Origin of the sequence: Burkholderia sp. BCC0397, from assembly GCF_902832865.1 — a bacterium.
In the GTDB taxonomy this organism is placed as follows: domain Bacteria; phylum Pseudomonadota; class Gammaproteobacteria; order Burkholderiales; family Burkholderiaceae; genus Burkholderia.
Genome location: NZ_CADFDL010000001.1, coordinates 767665 through 784676, shown reverse-complemented (window position 1 = coordinate 784676; position 17012 = coordinate 767665). Strand labels below are relative to the sequence as shown.

Here is a 17012-nt window from a genome sequence, read left to right as displayed (position 1 = left end):
CACGGCGCGCGGCCGCAATCTGCCCGCATCCTAGCATTCCGGCGCGGCCGCCGGGAGGTCGCGAACCGCGCATCGTCGTCCTCCCTGTCATCGATCGGTCACGGCCGCCGCAAGTCGAGCGTGAACGGGAATTCGCGGCTCGGCGCGGCAGCCGCGATATCCATCCGCCCCGGCGTGTGCCCGATCTCGACGAAGCGCGCGAGCCGGCGGCTCTCGGCTTCGTACGCATTGACCGGGAACGTCGCGTAGCTGCGCCCGCCCGGATGCGCGACGTGATACCGGCAGCCGCCGAGCGAGCGTTGCAGCCACGTATCGACGATGTCGAACGTGAGCGGCGCATGCACGCCGATGGTCGGATGCAGCGCCGACGGCGGCGCCCACGCCTTGTAGCGCACGCCCGCGACGTATTCGCCGACGGTGCCGGTCGGCTGCAGCGGCAGCGCGCGGCCGTTGACGGTCACGACGTGCCGGTTGTCGTTCAGCCCCGTCACACGCACTTCGAGCCGTTCGACCGACGAATCGACGTAGCGCACCGTGCCGCCGGGCGCGCCCTCCTCGCCCATCACGTGCCACGGCTCCAGCGCGCCGCGCAGCGACAACTGCATCCCGTTCACCGCGATCTGCCCGAACAGCGGAAAACGGAATTCGAAGTGCGGCGCGAACCACGCCGGATCGAACGCGAAACCGGCGTCGCGCAGCTCGGCCAGCACGTCGTCGAAATCCATCTGAAGAAATTCCGGCAGCATGAACCGGTCGTGCAGCGCGGTGCCCCAGCGCGTGAGCGGCGTCGTGTACGGCGCGGCCCAGAAGCGCGCGACCAGCGCGCGCAGCAGCAGTTGCTGCACGATGCTCATCCGCGCATGCGGCGGCATCTCGAACGCGCGCAGTTCGAGCAGGCCGAGCCGGCCGGTGGACGAATCGGGCGAATACAGCTTGTCGATGCAGAACTCGCTGCGGTGCGTGTTGCCCGTCACGTCGATCAGCAGGTTGCGCAGCACGCGGTCGACGAGCCACGGCGGCATGTCCTGCCCGAACAGCAGCTTGTTGCGCTGGATCTCCGCGAACGCGATGTCGAGCTCGTAGAGCTGGTCGTTGCGCGCCTCGTCGACACGCGGCGCCTGGCTCGTCGGCCCGATGAACAGCCCCGAGAACAGGTACGACAGCGACGGATGGTTGTGCCAGTACGCGATCAGGCTCGCGAGCAGATCGGGGCGGCGCAGGAACGGGCTGTCGGCCGGCGTCGCGCCGCCGAGCACGAAGTGGTTGCCGCCGCCGGTGCCGACGTGCCGCCCGTCGACCATGAACTTCTCGCTGCACAGCCGCGATTGCCACGCGGCGTCGTACAGGAATTCGGTGTGGTCGACGAGTTCGTCGAAGCTCGCGGCCGGATGGATGTTCACCTCGATCACGCCGGGATCGGGCGTCACCTGCAGCAGCTTCAGCCGCGCGTCGCGCGGCGGCGGATAGCCTTCGAGCACGAGCTTCACGCCGAGTGCGTGCGCGGTCAGCTCGATCGCGCCGACCAGCTCGAGATAATCCTCGAGCGCGGCGAGCGGCGGCATGAACAGGTACAGGATGCCGTTGCGCACTTCGACGCACAGCGCGGTGCGCGTGATCCACGCGGCCGATTCGAAGCGCTCGGGCCGGCGATGCGGGTCCGCGGCGCCCGGTCGGCCGCTCGCGGCCGTGCCATCGCCGCGCCACTGCATCACGGTCTGCGCGGACGCTTCGCGATGCACGCCGGCCAGGTAGCGCGGCGCGTCGGCCGGGCCCGCGTAGCGGGCGCGAATGGCGGCGGCGTCCGGCAAGACGTCGCGCGGCGCGAACGGATCGCGCTCGACGAGGTACGGATGGTCGGCGCGGGCCGCCCACGGCAGCGAATCGAGCGGCAGCCGATAGCCCATCGGCGAATCGCCCGGCACGAGATACATCCGCTCGTCGCGGAAGAACCACGGGCCCGTCTGCCAGCGCGGCCCGTCGAGGCCCGGCCGATCGCTGCCCGACCGATCCGGCTCGTCCTCCGTGCGCTTGAGCGGCAGCACGTAGCCGACCACGCTGTCGAGCTGCTGCTCGAATACCTTGCGCAGCCGCGCGCGCTCGAGCTCGTCGTCGAGGCGCGCGTCGAACGGATCGACGTTGACGGGCAGCCGGCGCTCGCGCCACAGGTAGTACCAGACGTCCTCGTAGCCGGGCTCGATGAATTCGCCGGTCAGGTTCAGCCGTGCGGCGAGCGCATCGATGAAGCGCTTCGCGTCGTCGGTGGTATACGAGGACGGCTCGCGCTCGTCGGCGAACAGCGACGGATCGTGCCACACGGGCTGGCCGTCCGCGCGCCAGAAGATCGACAGCGCCCAGCGCGGCAATTGCTCGCCCGGGTACCACTTGCCCTGCCCGAAATGCAGGAAGCCGCCGTCGCCGTATTCGGCGCGCAGCCGCTGCACGAGTTCGGTCGCGTAGCCGCGCTTGGTCGGGCCGAGCGCATCGGTGTTCCACTCGGCGCCGTCGCGATCGTCGATCGACACGAAGGTCGGCTCGCCGCCCTGCGTGAGCCGTACGTCGCCGGCGGCCAGCGCGCCGTCGACCTGCGTGCCGAGCGCGAGCACGGCATCCCACTGCGATTCCGTATACGGCTTCGTCACGCGCGGCGACTCGTACACGCGCGTCACGCTCATCTCGTGCTCGAACGACACCTCGCACTCGTCGATCAGCCCTTCCACCGGCGCGGCGCTCGTCGGCTGCGGCGTGCACGCGAGCGGAATATGCCCTTCGCCGGCGAGCAGGCCCGACGTCGGATCGAAGCCGATCCAGCCGGCGCCCGGCAGATAGACCTCGCACCACGCGTGCAGGTCGGTGAAATCGACCGACGTGCCGCTCGGGCCGTCGAGCGATTTCACGTCGGGGGTGAGCTGGATCAGATAGCCCGACACGAAGCGCGCGGCGATGCCGAGATGGCGGCACAGCTGCACGAGCAGCCACGCGCTGTCGCGGCACGAGCCGGACGCGAGTTCGAGCGTCTGCACGGGCGTCTGCACGCCGGGCTCCATCCGCACGAGATAGCCGATGTCGCGCTGAAGCTGCTGGTTCAGCGCGACGAGAAAGTTCGTGGTGCCGGCCGGCGTGCGGTCGACGCCGTCGAGATACGCGCGAAACAGCGGCGCGGCGCTCGTCTGCGGATCGCACGCGAGATACGGCGCGAGCTCGATCTTCAGCGCGTCGTCATAGCTGAACGGGTATTGCTCCGCGCTCGCTTCGAGGAAGAAGTCGAACGGGTTGTACACCGACATCTCGGCGACGAGATCGATCGTGATGTCGAAGTGCTCGGTCCGCTCCGGAAACACGAGCCGCGCGAGATAGTTCGAGAACGGATCCTGCTGCCAGTTGATGAAGTGCTGCGCGGGCTCGACCGTCATCGAATACGCGAGAATCGGCGTCCGGCAATGCGGCGCGGGCCGCAGCCGCACGACCTGCGGGCCGAGGTTGACGAGCCGGTCGTAGCGATAGCGGGTGGTGTGATGCAGCGCGACGTGGATGGACATGGGAGCTCGAGTCGGGTTGGGCCGGCCGCGCACGCCGCGTCGCTTTCGACGCGGCGGCCCGGCATGGCGGATTCGGCGAAAACGCGCCGCGGGTCAGACGAGTTCCGGCGTCTGCACGACGCTGATCTCGACGCCGACGGCCGTCGCGCCGAGCCCCGTCACCGGCTGCGCGTCGCGATGGTCGAGGCCGACCGCGATGCGCACGTAGCGTTCGTCCGGACAACGGTTCATGAACGGGTCGAAGCCGACCCAGCCGAGCCCTTCGACATAGGCCTCGGCCCATGCATGGCCGGCCGGCTGCTGCATCAGCGCGACGGCTTGCGGCTGCCCACCGAGCGCCGCCTGTAGCTGCCCCTGCGACTGCGACTGCCCCTGCGATTGCGATTGCGCGGCATGCGACGCGCCGAGCGCCTGCTGCATGCCGTCGCCGCTCTGCAGCGCGAGCGCTTCCTCGTCCTCGACGTCGCCCCCATGCTGTTTCGCATCGGCGATGCGCTGCATCGCGCTGTCGGCCAGCACGTAGCCCGAGATGTAGCGCGCGGGGATCTTCAGCACGCGTGCGGCCGCGATGAACGCGTGTGCATGGTCGCGGCTCGTGCCCTCGCCGCTTTGCAGCGCGGTTTCCGCATCGACGGCTGCGTCGGCGGCCAGGTTCGGCGCGTATGCGATACGGCCATGCACTTCCGTCATCAGCCAGTGCAATGCGTCGAGGCCGTGCGGCTCGATCGGCAGCGCCTGCGCAAGCTCGCGCACGGTGTCGCCGGCCTTCGTGAGCGCAGTCTCGCGCTCGAAGATCCACGGCGGCGCATAGCCTTCAGGATTCCCGATGATACCCGAGCGGTCCTGCGTCTCGACGACGCCGGCCGCCACGACGACGATCTCGGCCTTCGCGCCGCGATCGTGACGCACGAGGTCGATCCGGTTGCCGAGCCCGTCGGCGTAGGACAGCGTCGGCTCGACGCCGTCGATCGTGACCTGCCACGCGCGCACCGTCTGCCCGGGGCCCGACTGCGGGCGCAGCCGCAACCGTTGCAGTGCGTGGGTGGCCTGATCGTCGAACTGGTAACGCGAAATGTGTCGAATGGCGAGTCGCATGGCAAGTCTCAGTCGAAGTTGTAAGCCTGGGCGATTTCGATCCCGAGGCTGTTGTTGCGGCCGATGAAGTCGGTCAGGAACTCGTGCAGGCCGCTCTTGAAGATCCGCTCGACCGAGGTATCGGACAGCATTTGCAGGATCTTCGTAGCCGTGTCGTGACACGGGTGTGTCACGCCGTAATCCTTCGCGAGCAGGTTCAGGCTCGACACGACGCGTCCGTAGCAATAGCGCAGCGAACGCGGCATCCGGCCGTTCAGGATCAGGTAGTCGGCGATGTTTAGCGGCTTGTACTGCACGTCGTACACCCAGCGATACGAACGGTGCGCGGCCACGCAGCGCAGGATCGTCTCCCATTGGTAGTTGTCGAGGATCGTGCCGACGTGCGACACCGACGGCAGCAGCAGGTGGTACTTCACGTCGATGATCCGCGCGGTGTTGTCCGCGCGTTCGATGAATGCGCCGATCTGCGCGAAATCGAAGATCTCGTTGCGCAGCATCGTGCTGTAGAAGCTGCCGAGGATCAGCGCGGTTTCGCGCTTCACTTCGTCGAGCACGGCCGGCAGCTCGCTTTCCGGCACCGGCTGCGCCAGCGCGCGGCGCAGCGCGAGCCACGCGCCGTTCACGCTTTCCCACGCCTCGCGCGTCAGCGCCGTGCGCACCATCCGCGCGTTCGAGCGCGCGGCCTCGATGCACGACAGCACGCTCGACGGGTTGTCGCGGTCGCGCAGCAGGTAGTCGGTCACGGTATCGGCCGCATACGCGTCGTATTTCTGCCGGTAGCCGTCGTCCGCGCCCGAGCTGACGAGCACCGACGACCATTCGGCCGGCGCGTCGGCCGTGCGCGTGAGCGCCATCCGCAGCCCGGCATCGACGATGCGCGCGATATTCTCCGCGCGCTCGATATAGCGGTACATCCAGTAGAGACCGCTTGCAGTACGTCCCAGAAGCATCTCGTGTCCACTCCGTCTTCGTTCGGTTCGCGCGCCGGTTGCGGCGCGCGCGGTCGTGCCCGGCTCAGTCGGCCAGCACCCAGGTGTCCTTGGTGCCGCCGCCCTGGCTCGAGTTGACGACGAGCGATCCTTCCTGCAGCGCGACGCGCGTGAGCCCGCCCGGCGTGATGCGGATGCGGTCCGACACCAGCACGAACGGCCGCAGGTCGACGTGGCGCGGCGCAAGGCCGGCGTCGGTCAGGATCGGCGTCGTGGACAGCGCGAGCGTCGGTTGCGCGATGTAGTTCGCGGGACGTGCGCGCAACTTCGCGGAAAACGCCTCGAGTTCGGCCTTCGACGCGCACGGCCCGACCAGCATCCCGTAGCCGCCCGAGCCGTGCACCTCCTTCACGACCAGTTCGTCGAGATGCTCGAGCACGTACTTCAGGCTGTCGGCCTCGCCGCAGCGCCAGGTCGGCACGTTCTCCAGCAGCGCCTTGCGGCCCGTGTAGAACTCGACGATCTCCGGCATGTACGAGTAGATCGCCTTGTCGTCGGCGATGCCGGTGCCGGGCGCGTTCGCGATCGTGATGTTGCCCGCACGGTACACGTCCATGATGCCTGCCACGCCGAGCACCGAATCCGGGCGAAACGTGAGCGGATCGAGGAACGCGTCGTCGACGCGGCGGTACAGCACGTCGATCTGGCGGAACCCCTCGGTCGTGCGCATCGCGACGCGCCCGTCGACCACCTGCAGGTCGCTGCCCTCGACGAGATGCACGCCCATCTGGTCGGCGAGGAACGAATGCTCGTAGTACGCGGAATTGTGGATGCCGGGCGTCAGCACCGCGATGGTCGGGTTGTCGGCATTGCCGCCCGGCGGGCACACGGCCGCGAGCGACTGGCGCAGCATCTGCGGATAGGTCTCGACCGGGCGCACCTTCACCTGCTGGAACAGCTCCGGGAAGAGCTGCATCATCGTCTCGCGGTTTTCCAGCATGTACGACACGCCGGACGGCGTGCGCGCGTTGTCCTCCAGCACGTAGAACGCGTTTTCGGCCGTGCGCACGATGTCGACGCCGATGATGTGCGTGTAAACGTTCCCGGGCGGCCGGAAATCGATCATCTCCGGAACGAACGCTTCGTTGTGCGCGATCAGGTGCTTCGGCACGATGCCCGCGCGCACGATTTCCTGGCGGTGGTAGATGTCGTCGAGGAACGCGTTCAGCGCCATCACGCGCTGCTCGATGCCGAGCGACAGCCGGCTCCATTCCGCCCCCGAGATGATGCGCGGGACGATATCGAACGGAATCAGCCGCTCGGCGGCCTCCGCGTCGCCATAGACGGCGAACGTGATGCCCGTCCTGCGGAACACGCCTTCCGCGTCGTGGGCCTTCTGGGCGAGGCTCGCAGGATTCTGCGTGTCGAGCCATTGCTTCAGGCGCGCGTAAGGCGCCCTTACCATGTCGCCGGATTGCAGCATTTCATCGAATGGCTTCATCGATCTTTTCTCCATCGATCGTTTTCCCCGGCATTGCGCATGCCGGACCGGCGTAATGAATGCTTTGCAAGGAACGTGCCTTGCTTGATCCCTTCGATATCCCCCTGTTTTGCGCCGCCCAGGCACGCCTGCGCGGCATTACGCACCACAACGGTGCAACACCCGACGCGACGGGCGCTTGCGGTGCGCCGCGAGCGCGCACGGCCGATGCTGCGCCGCGTCCAACGAACATAGTTCTCCCGCGTGTCACGAATATGCAATCTGCACTGCACCAAAAGCGGCGAGCCCGGCCCTCGGAACGACCATGAACGGGCGGGCCGGCACGCACACGGCGCAGCCCGCCCTGGGGGAAGTGCCGTCCGGGCGGCCGGGACAGTCCGACGCGGTGAACTGTCCGGTTAACCGGTCCGGCCCCTCAACGCTATGCAGCCGTAATCCCGCCGACAATGCCCATGCATATTTCGACTGACACCGATCGAAAAAAAACATCAGCCCGACCAGCGTGATGCGCGGTACGCTAGAACGTTGGTGCAGCAGACGGCGCCGCCTTTCAGGCGCCCGACTATAAAAAGCGAAGATCGAAATGGAAGCAAAGTGGCTGGAAGATTTCCTGAGCCTTGCGGATACCAAGAGCTTTTCCCGGGCCGCGCGTCACCGGCACCTGACGCAGTCGGCGTTCAGCAGACGAATCGCCGCCCTCGAAACCTGGATGGACGCGAAGCTGGTGGACCGGAGCATCAATCCGATCGCGCTGACGCCCGCCGGCCAGATGTTCCGCGGGCTCGCCGCGGACATCCTGCGCAGCATGTATGCGGCGCGCAATCTCGTGAACGGCTATGACCAGTTCGCGGCGAGCGACCAGGTCGTGCGCTTCGCCGTCGCGCATACGCTCGTGTTCACGCTGTTTCCCGAATGGCTCAAGCAGCTCAACAGCGAGGTCGGCCACGTGACCGCGCGCGTCAATGCTGTGAACGTGCCGGAAGGCGTGCAACAGCTGGTCGAAGGCGAATGCGACCTGCTGCTCGGCTATCACCATCCGCAATTGCCGATCGTGCTCGACCCGAACCACTTCCCGTTCGTCAGCCTCGGCGTCGAGCGAATCCTGCCCGTGTCGTCGCCCGACGCGCGCGGCAAGCCGGTGTTCCAGCTGCCCGGCACGCCCGATGCGCCGCTGCCGCTGCTCGCGTATTCGTCGGGCGCCTTTCTCGGCAACATCGTCGAGATGCTGCTGCTGAATGCGACCGAGCCGTATGTGCTGCACCGGTGTTTCGAGACGCACATGTCCGAAGCGCTGAAAGGCATGGTCGTGGCCGGGCACGGCATCGGCTGGCTGCCGGAAAGCTGCGTCGCGAAGGAGCTCGCGGACGGCACGCTCGTGTGCGCGGGCACCGGCGACTGGATCACCGAACTCGAAATCCGCCTGTATCGATCGGCGCGCAAGCGCGGGCTCGCGGCCGAGCAGCTGTGGGCCTACATCATGAACCGGCCGCGCACGGCGATCGGCACTGAAGAGGCGGCCGCGCCGGCGATGCGCAGCGCGCGGCGAAGCGCGGGCGGCAGCCGCTGACGAAGCGTTCGCGCCGTGGGCATCCACGGCGCGCATGCGCGTTCTTTCGATGGCAATCGATAATCCCCGTGCGACTTCGTAAAATCCCTCACCGACTGTAATCGATCTCGATAAAAACGCAAACGTTTGCGATTCATGTCGTATTTTTTACTGTTTTCCGTATTAAGTAAGAATATTCAGCTCGATTTTCCGGGCAGAAATACCTTGTTACACAAGTTTCGATTTACCTGCAACTGTCGGAATGACCAAAAATGTCGCACCCTCATTTCATGATGTGCGATCTGTATCCCGATTTTGATCGATTCGCCTCGATCACAGCCGCAATAGTTTCTTTTATCGGTCGTTATTTTTCGGCACGAACGTCGATACCTCCGACGTGATTCAAAGCGTGCTCGATCATCGCTACCGACGAGCAATTTTCATGTTCGGCAATATCGCCTTTATTCAGCATTAAGAAATCCTCACCAATCTGCACTTATCTTATTTAGATAGGATCTTTCACCCTCGTCCCATTCGGGCCACACGCAGTTGTTGGTTTAAAAGCCATCGTGTATCAATAGCGTGTCGCAAAAAGAACGTTGGCAAATTCGACTCGAAGTCGATGCGCGTCATCGATTCCGAATGGGAGATTGCAATGTCACCCTCGCTTCGACAGCATGCCCGCCCTTTCCTGGGCGTCGTGCTCTCCACGCTCTGCATGAACGCCATGGCCCAGATACCGGCGGCCTCGTCGCCGGCGTCCGGTCCGGGATCAAACCGGTACGTGATTTCGTATATCTGCGGCGATGCGCGGATCGACGGTACCGCGCCGCTTCCCCCTGACGGCCGCCCGTACAACCTGGGCGTGTCTTTCGTGTCGGGGAACACCGGGCAGCCGCTCTCCAACGTGCAGGTGCGCCTGCGCCGGCACGGGCGCGTGCTCGTCGAATTCAACGCATCGGGATCGCGCTGCCTGTTCAGCGTGCCGGATGCGAGCTATCGGGTCGAAGGAACCTATCAGGGAGCAACCCAGTTCGCGATCGTGGAGACGGGCACGCTCACGACGCAGTTGCGATGGTGAACATCGCGCCGTCCCGCTCGGATCGCGTCATTGGTAGAACGACAAATCGAATCTAGGAGACTTGAATGCCCCGTGCAGAACGACCGGATGAATCGCCCGCCCGTCAGCCGAAACCCTCGTGGGGTCCGGGAAAGAATGCGGCGCTCAGCATCGCCGCGTTTGCCGCGATCTTCGGCGCTTTCGCGTATGTCGAGCGAGACGCGAGGGTCGGCCATGCGAGCGTGACGCACGATATCGCCGGCGTGATCGGAAACGCCGTCGGCAAGTACCGCGAGCTCATCGTGGCGGCGTCGGGCGGCGCGTCCGGCACAGCGGCGCGCACCGGCTCGACGTCGACGGTCGCGCAGGCCGGGCCGGTTCCGCCGTCTGCATCGGCGACGCCCGCCCCGTCGGCCGCGGCCGAACCGGCCGCGCCGCCGCAAACGGCGGCCCGTTCCGACACGAAACCCACGCGCCGCGCGCATGTACCGGCGACGAAGCTCGCGGCCGACCCGCACGCCGCGTCGACCGGCAGTCGCACGACGCGCCCCGGCGATGCGCACCGGACGTCACGTTCGCAGGCGCTGGCGCGCATGAGAAAACACCCCGACCCCGTGCCGAAACAGCAACCGCAGTCGTACATCGCCGGCACGCCGCACATGGAGACCACCAGCGTCACGCACGATGAGCTGGAAGGCGCCCGCGCGCTGGCCAAGGCGCGCTGGTGCGCCCAGATCGACGAATGGAGCTGTGTAGAACAAAACGCGAGCCGTGCACTCGCCATCGACCCGAAGAACAGCGAATCGCGCGCACTGCTTGGACAAGCGATCCGCAACCGCCTGTAAACCGGTCGGATGCCGCCGGGCCTCGCAGCCCGGCGGCGCGACGGCCGGCGACGAGCGCCGTCGGGCGTGCAACCGAGGGGGATCGTTTCAAAGTGAGGAGACATCGTGGCTAACAATCGTCAACAACAATGCACCACCGTCGTTCCGCCGAACCGGCGGACCCTCCTGCATGCGCCGCTGCTGTGCCTGCTCGTCGCGTCCGGCCCGTGCCTTGCAGCCGAGGGCGGTGTGGAGCCGCAGGTCGCCCAGGGCTCGGGCACGCAGCCCCCTCATGCGCCGACGCCGATCGCGCAGGCCTCGGATGCGTCGATGCAGATCGCGCAGGGATCGAACCCGGCGATGCCGACCACGGTCGTGGTGGACCCCGACGCGCCGCAGCCGGGCGCCGCGGTGCCGGTCGCGCACACGTCGAATGCGCCGATGCTGCTCGCGCAGGCATCATTCGACACCGCGCCGCCGGATACGTCGGCGCCGCGCGCGCAGACGTCGGATGCACCGCAGCCGCTCGCCCAAACCGCGACCGCTCCACCGCCGACGACGCCGACGCTCACCGCGCAGGCATCCGGCACGCCGATGCCGAATTCGCCCGCGCCCGTGACCCAGCCGCCCGGCGCCGAACCGCCGTCGTCCCCGCAACCGACTTCACAGTCACCCGGCGCGCAGCTCCCCGGTGAGTCGACCCAACGCTCGCAGGGGCCCGACGTCGAAGCGCCGAATGCGCAGGCGCCGAATCTCCGCACCGCCGACGTCGCAACGGTGCGCAACGACGTGTTCGGCCTCGCGACGAGCGGCGGCGCGGTCAAGGCGCTCGACGAAGCGAAAGCCCGGCCCGATGCCTTCTCCGCCGTCGACATCGCGCAACTGGAAGAACTGTCGATTCGCCAGCAGGTGCGCGGCGGACGCGACAAGTCGCGTTCGATGACGAGTTCGGACCGCTTCGACGGACTCGACAGCGCGCTGCACGCGGCCGACGACCTCGACAAGCGGATGCCGGCCACGCCGGAGTACACGCCGGTCCGCACCGCACTCGCGGGCGACCGGGTAGTCGCCCTCGCGGCACGCGGCGACATGAAAACGGCCGTCGCGACGTTCGAGACGATTCCGCCCAACGCGGAAATCTCGATCGACGCGCTGGCGGCCGTCGGCGACGCCTACCTGTACCTGAGCGAGCCGGTCAAGGCGAACGCCGTGTACGCGCGCGCGCTGAAGCAGGCCACCGCGTCGCCGACGGATCGCGCGACCCGCGGTTTCCAGTACGGCGCGCGCACGCGTCCGATCGAGCTGCAAGAAGGGCTGTTCTGGTCGTACGTCGACCAGGCACGCGCGCCGCAAGCGAAGCAGGCGCTCGACGACATGGAGAAATCGCTGCCGCCGGCCAATCAAGTGACCAACGTCGGTCCGGGAGAAAGCGACTATCTGCGCTACTACCGGCTGCGTGCGCAATACCTGATCTTCACGGGCCACGTCAACGAAGGGATCGCCGCGCTCGAACAGCTCGAGCAACAGGTGCCGTTCAACGCGGAGATCCGCGCCGCGCATGCCGACGCGGTGTCGGGCCAGGCGCATCCGCGCCAGGCGATCTCGATGTATCGCGCGTCGCTGACCGACCACCCGGACAGCGTCGAGATGCTCGCGGGCCTCGGCCGCGCAGCGCTCGTGGCAGACGACTACGCGACCGCGAAGACCGTCGACCAGACGCTGGACAACACGTTCCCGGACAGCGGCGCCGTGCGCAGCTTCAAGCGCGACTACAAAGCGTACCGCAGCCCGGTGTTCACGACCGACCTGAGCTTCGAGCACGGCAACAGCGCACTGGCCAACAACAGCTTCACGTCGGACAGCTATGTGTATTCGCAACCGTTCGGCGACAACTGGCGCGTGTTTTCGCACACGTTCTACGGTTTCGCGCAGACCGACGACGGCAACCTCAGCCGCACGCGCACGGGCATCGGCGGCGACTACCGGCACGGGCCGCTCACCGTGCTGGGCGAAGTCACGCGCTCGATGGGCGGCGACGGCCGAACCGGCGGCCGCGGGACGATCGCGTACGCGCTGAACGACTACTGGACGGTCAGCGCCGGGCTCGACACCAACGACAACTCGCTGCCGTGGAAAGCGTATGCCGCGCACATCTGGGGCCGCTCCGCGAACGTCGAGGTCGTGTATCGCCAGAACGACCGGCGCCAAGTCAAGCTGAGCTACGGCGTGAGCCGCTACAGCGATTCGAACCTGCACCAGGAGATCGCGGCGACCGCCACGCAGCGCGTGTACACGTCCGCGAACCAGCTCGTCAACGTATCGCTGAATCTCGGTACCGACAGCAATACGCGCCGGGACGCGCCCTACTTCAGCCCCGGTCGCGACTACGCGGCCGCGGCGACCGTCATGCACCAGCTGACGCTGTGGAAGAAGGGCGACATGGGGCTGCAACAGCGCGTGTCGGTGTCGGGCGGCGTGTACAACGAGCGCGGCTTCGGCACCAGCCCGCTGTGGAGCGCGCGCCTCGAGCACGCGTGGACGTTCAAGCACGACATCACGCTGAGCTACGGCGTCGAGGTCAGCAGTCACGCATACGACGGCCAGCGCGAGCGCTCCGAAACCGGCTTCCTGTCGCTCAACCTGCCGTTCTAGCAAGGAGATCGATCAATGCAATCCAGACGGACCTTCATGTGCGGATGCCTCGGTGCGTTTGCCACCTGTTCGCTATTCCCGGGCGTGACCAACGCCAGGATGATCGACCTGCTGCCGCCGTCCGATCCGGCCGACGGCAAGACGTTTCGCGTGATCTGCATGCACGACGTGCGCGACAACCTGATGGCGTCGTTTTCGTCGCCGACGGCGATCATCGATCCGTTCGCGGTCGATACCGGCACACTGACCGCGATCTTCTCGTGGCTGCAGACCAACAACTACCACACCATCACGGTCAAGCAGATCGAGGCGTCGCGGCACGGCGGCAAGCCGCTGCCGCCGCGCTCGGTGCTGCTCACGTTCGACGACGGCTTCCGCAGCCATTACACGAAGGTGCTGCCGCTGCTCGAGCGCTTCAAGTATCCGGCCGTGATGGGCCTCGTCACCGCGTGGATCGACACACCGTCGGGTACGCCGATCCGCATCAGCGACAAGGTTCAGGTGCCGCGCGACTACTTCCTGTCGTGGGACGAGGTGAAAAAGCTCGGGCAGTCGGAATTCGTCGAGCTCGGCTGCCACACCCACAACCTCCATCACGGCGCGATCGCGAATCCGCAAGGCAACGAATTGCCGGCGACCACGTCGCATCTCTACCTGCAAGACCAGAAACGCTATGAAACCGACGCCGAATTCCACGCACGCGTGCACGACGACCTGCAGACTTGCGTGCGGCAGATCCGCGAACGCACCGGCCTCGTCGCACGCTCGATGGTGTGGCCATACGGCGCGGAAAATCAGCCCGTGCGCCAGATATCGACGTCGCTCGGCATGGACATCCAGTTCAGCCTCGATGCCGGCCCGAATACGCCCGACGTGCCGCTCGACCGGCTGAGACGGATCCTGATGATGTACGACGTCGATATCGGCGGGTTCGAGCGCTCGATGCGCGAGCCGGCGTCCAATCGCGGCGACGTCGACACGCCCGAGCGCACCGTGCAGGTCGATCTCGACCAGGTCTACGATCCCGATCCCGCGCGGCAGGAAGCGAATCTCGGCAAGCTGATCGAGCGCATCTACCGGATGCAGCCAAAATCGGTGTACCTGCAGGCATATGCGGACCCGAAGGGCACGGGCGTGGCCGAGGCGGTGTATTTCCCGAACCGGCACCTGCCGATGCGTTCCGACCTGTTCTCGCGTGCCGCGTGGCAGCTCAATACGCGCGCCAACGTGCAGGTGTACGCGTGGATGCCGGTGCTCGCGTTCCGGCCGCCGGCCGACAAGCAGCGCGGGCTCGAGGCCGTCAGCGCATACGGCGGCGCGCCGGCCCGCGAGAACGGCACGCGGGTGTTCCGGCTGAGCCCGTTCGATCCCGATGCGCGACTGATGATCCAGCAGGTCTACGAGGATCTCAGCAAGCACGCGTCGTTCAGCGGCATCCTGTTCAGCGACGACGCCGTGCTCGACGACTACGAGGATGCGAGCCGGCATGCGCTGCGCACCTATTCGCAATGGGGGCTGCCGGCCGACGTCGGCAAGATCCGCGAGAACCCCGACCTGATGAAGCGCTGGACGCGCCAGAAGACGCGCTACCTGATCGACATGACCCGGCAGCTCGAGCAGATCGTGCTGGCCCACCAGAACGTCGGCGACGTGCTGACCGCGCGCAACATTTTCGCGATGCCGGTGCTCAAGCCCGAATCGGAAGCGTGGTATGCGCAGAACTACGACGATTTCCTCGCCGCCTACGACTACGTCGCGCTGATGGCGATGCCGTACATGGAGCAGGCGAAGGATCCGGAAGGCTGGCTGGACCAGCTCGTGAAGGTGGTGCGCACGAAGCAGCGCGGGCTGCAGCGCACGGTGTTCGAACTGCAGTCATACGACTGGCACGCGCGCAAGGCGGTGCCGGCCAGCACGCTGCTCGCGCAGATGCGGCGGCTGCGCAGCGAGGGCGCCGTGAATTTCGGCTACTACCCCGACAACTTCCTGAACGGCCAGCCGGAGCTCAACGCGATGCGCGACGTCATGTCGCTGAAGTCGCGCCTCGATCCCACCTCGATCAACGCGCTGATGCAGATGCAGCAATCGCCGGGAACCAAGACGCCATGAACACCCACAGCCTGATCCAGCGCCTGCAGGATTTCGTCTTCTACTATCCGTTCTTCATGTCGTATCTGTGGATGATCGGCGGTGTCGTGCATTACTTCCTGCTCGAGGAGGGCCGCGAGCTGTCGATGCGCACGATCGCGTCGAGCGGCATCCCGAAGATCTCGATCGTCGTGCCCTGCTTCAACGAAGCCGCGAACGCGCGCAGCGTGATCGCCCACCTGAACGGGATGCAGTATCCGAACTACGACATCATCGCGGTCAACGACGGCAGCAAGGATCGCACCGGCGAAATCCTCAACGAGCTGGCCGTCGAGATCCCGCGGCTGCTCGTGATCCATCACGCGCGCAACGAAGGCAAGGCGGTCGGACTCACGACCGCGGCCGCGGTATCCAACGCGGAATACCTGCTGTGCATCGACGGCGACGCGCTGCTCGCGCACGATGCGATCGGCTGGATGCTCGAGCACTTCCTGACCGACCCGGGCGTCGGCGCGGTGACCGGCAACCCGCGCATCCGCACGCGCACGTCGCTGCTCGGCCGCATGCAGGTCGGCGAATTCTCGTCGATCGTCGGGCTGATCAAGCGCACGCAGCAGGTGTACGGCCGCATCTTCACGGTGTCGGGCGTGATCACGATGTTCCGCAAGACCGCGCTCGCCGACGTCGGCTACTGGAGCTCGGACATGCTGACCGAGGATATCGACATCAGCTGGAAGCTGCAGTGCCGCGACTGGCGCGTCGTGTACGAGCCGCACGCGCTCAGCTGGATCCTGATGCCCGAGACGATCAAGGGGCTCTACCGGCAGCGGCTGCGCTGGTCCAAGGGCGGCATCCAGGTGCTGCTCAAGTACGCGGGCACGCTGATGCGGCCGACGCAGATGATGATGTGGCCGCTGTTCGTCGAATACCTGATCGGCATCGCGTGGGCGTACTCGATGTCGTTCATCCTGCTGCTCGCGCTGATCGACGTCGTCTACCCGCTTCCGGCGAACTGGCATGTGTCCGTGGTGCCGCACTGGCACGGGATGCTGCTGGTCGCAACCTGCATCCTGCAGCTGATCATCGGCAGCATGATCGATCGTCGTTACGACGAAAAACTCCTGATGTACTTCCTTGACACCATCTGGTACCCCGTCGCGTTCTGGCTGATCAGCATGATCACCACCGTCGTCGCCCTGCCCGCCGTCGTATTGCGGGGCCGCGGCAAGCGCGCCGTTTGGGTCAGTCCCGACCGAGGCATTCAACATGAAGAACGCACCGATTATTGATCTCTCCCTGCGCGCACCGCGCGACATGATCGCCGAACGGGGCGGCATCGTCGGGCCCGTGCTCGTCGCGTGGTTCCGCCTCGTGCGGCCCGCGCTGGTCGGGGGGGTATGGGCATCGATCTGCATCTACACGTACCGCTACCTGTTGCCGTTCAACGAGGCCGAGATGCCGATCGAGCAGATCGTGTTCTACGTGACGAGCATCGCGCTGATCGCCGGCACGATCGTCATGTGGCTGATCGCGGGACGCGTCGTGCATCCGCTCGCGTACCGGTTGCGCGTGTCGAAGATGCTGCGGCGCTCGGCCAGCGTGAAGGTGCGCTCGGTGCCGCCGACCGCGTTCGTGAGCGCCCGCCGGCGCGGCGCGCGGCGCACGACGCGCATTCTCGTCGCGTCGCACGATGCGAACGGGTCGATTTCGGGCATCGAATGGGTCGCGCATGCCGGGCCGCAGCCCCGCGAATGAATCGCCGGAGACGTGCCGCGCCGCGC

At 66.5% G+C, this 17012-nt stretch carries 11 protein-coding genes; 7 read left to right on the top strand and 4 right to left on the bottom strand.

Annotation, left to right across the window (positions count from 1 at the left end; translation table 11 throughout):
• Window positions 1-98: 98 nt before the first annotated feature.
• The 4 genes from HWX03_RS03570 to HWX03_RS03555 form a co-directional block, all read right to left on the bottom strand.
• Window positions 99-3536, bottom strand: coding sequence for a transglutaminase family protein (locus HWX03_RS03570; protein WP_175870267.1), 3438 nt, complete (start codon window positions 3534-3536; stop codon window positions 99-101).
• Window positions 3537-3629: 93 nt separating this feature from the next.
• Entirely contained in the window at window positions 3630-4631 is a 1002-nt protein-coding gene (locus HWX03_RS03565) for a transglutaminase family protein (RefSeq protein WP_175819387.1), read from the bottom strand.
• An 8-nt stretch (window positions 4632-4639) separates the two neighbouring features.
• Window positions 4640-5581: an alpha-E domain-containing protein gene (locus HWX03_RS03560; protein ID WP_174430751.1), complete on the bottom strand. Its 942-nt coding sequence runs from the start codon at window positions 5579-5581 to the stop codon at window positions 4640-4642.
• 64 nt (window positions 5582-5645) lie between these two features.
• Window positions 5646-7061: a circularly permuted type 2 ATP-grasp protein gene (locus tag HWX03_RS03555; RefSeq protein WP_175819385.1), complete on the bottom strand. Its 1416-nt coding sequence runs from the start codon at window positions 7059-7061 to the stop codon at window positions 5646-5648.
• Window positions 7062-7644: 583 nt separating this feature from the next.
• Between HWX03_RS03555 and HWX03_RS03550 the strand changes: the two genes are divergently transcribed.
• From HWX03_RS03550 to HWX03_RS03520, 7 genes are all read left to right on the top strand, one after another.
• Window positions 7645-8628 (top strand): LysR substrate-binding domain-containing protein, encoded by a 984-nt coding sequence (locus HWX03_RS03550; RefSeq protein WP_175870266.1) that lies wholly within the window; start codon window positions 7645-7647, stop codon window positions 8626-8628.
• 634 nt (window positions 8629-9262) lie between these two features.
• Window positions 9263-9688: a hypothetical protein gene (locus tag HWX03_RS03545; RefSeq protein WP_175820669.1), complete on the top strand. Its 426-nt coding sequence runs from the start codon at window positions 9263-9265 to the stop codon at window positions 9686-9688.
• Between the two features lie 65 nt (window positions 9689-9753).
• Complete coding sequence (locus tag HWX03_RS03540) at window positions 9754-10512, top strand: hypothetical protein (RefSeq protein WP_175819383.1); 759 nt, start codon at window positions 9754-9756, stop codon at window positions 10510-10512.
• Window positions 10513-10617: 105 nt separating this feature from the next.
• Complete coding sequence (gene pgaA / locus HWX03_RS03535; RefSeq protein ID WP_175870265.1) at window positions 10618-13143, top strand: poly-beta-1,6 N-acetyl-D-glucosamine export porin PgaA; 2526 nt, start codon at window positions 10618-10620, stop codon at window positions 13141-13143.
• 15 nt (window positions 13144-13158) lie between these two features.
• Entirely contained in the window at window positions 13159-15252 is a 2094-nt protein-coding gene (pgaB, locus tag HWX03_RS03530) for a poly-beta-1,6-N-acetyl-D-glucosamine N-deacetylase PgaB (protein ID WP_175819381.1), read from the top strand.
• Window positions 15249-16520 (top strand): poly-beta-1,6-N-acetyl-D-glucosamine synthase, encoded by a 1272-nt coding sequence (gene pgaC / locus HWX03_RS03525; RefSeq protein WP_175819380.1) that lies wholly within the window; start codon window positions 15249-15251, stop codon window positions 16518-16520. The genes pgaB and pgaC overlap by 4 nt, the downstream gene beginning before the upstream one ends.
• On the top strand, window positions 16498-16986 hold the full coding sequence (locus HWX03_RS03520) for a Biofilm PGA synthesis auxiliary protein PgaD (protein WP_175870264.1): 489 nt from the start codon (window positions 16498-16500) through the stop codon (window positions 16984-16986). Before pgaC ends, HWX03_RS03520 begins: the two co-directional genes overlap by 23 nt.
• Window positions 16987-17012: the final 26 nt, after the last annotated feature.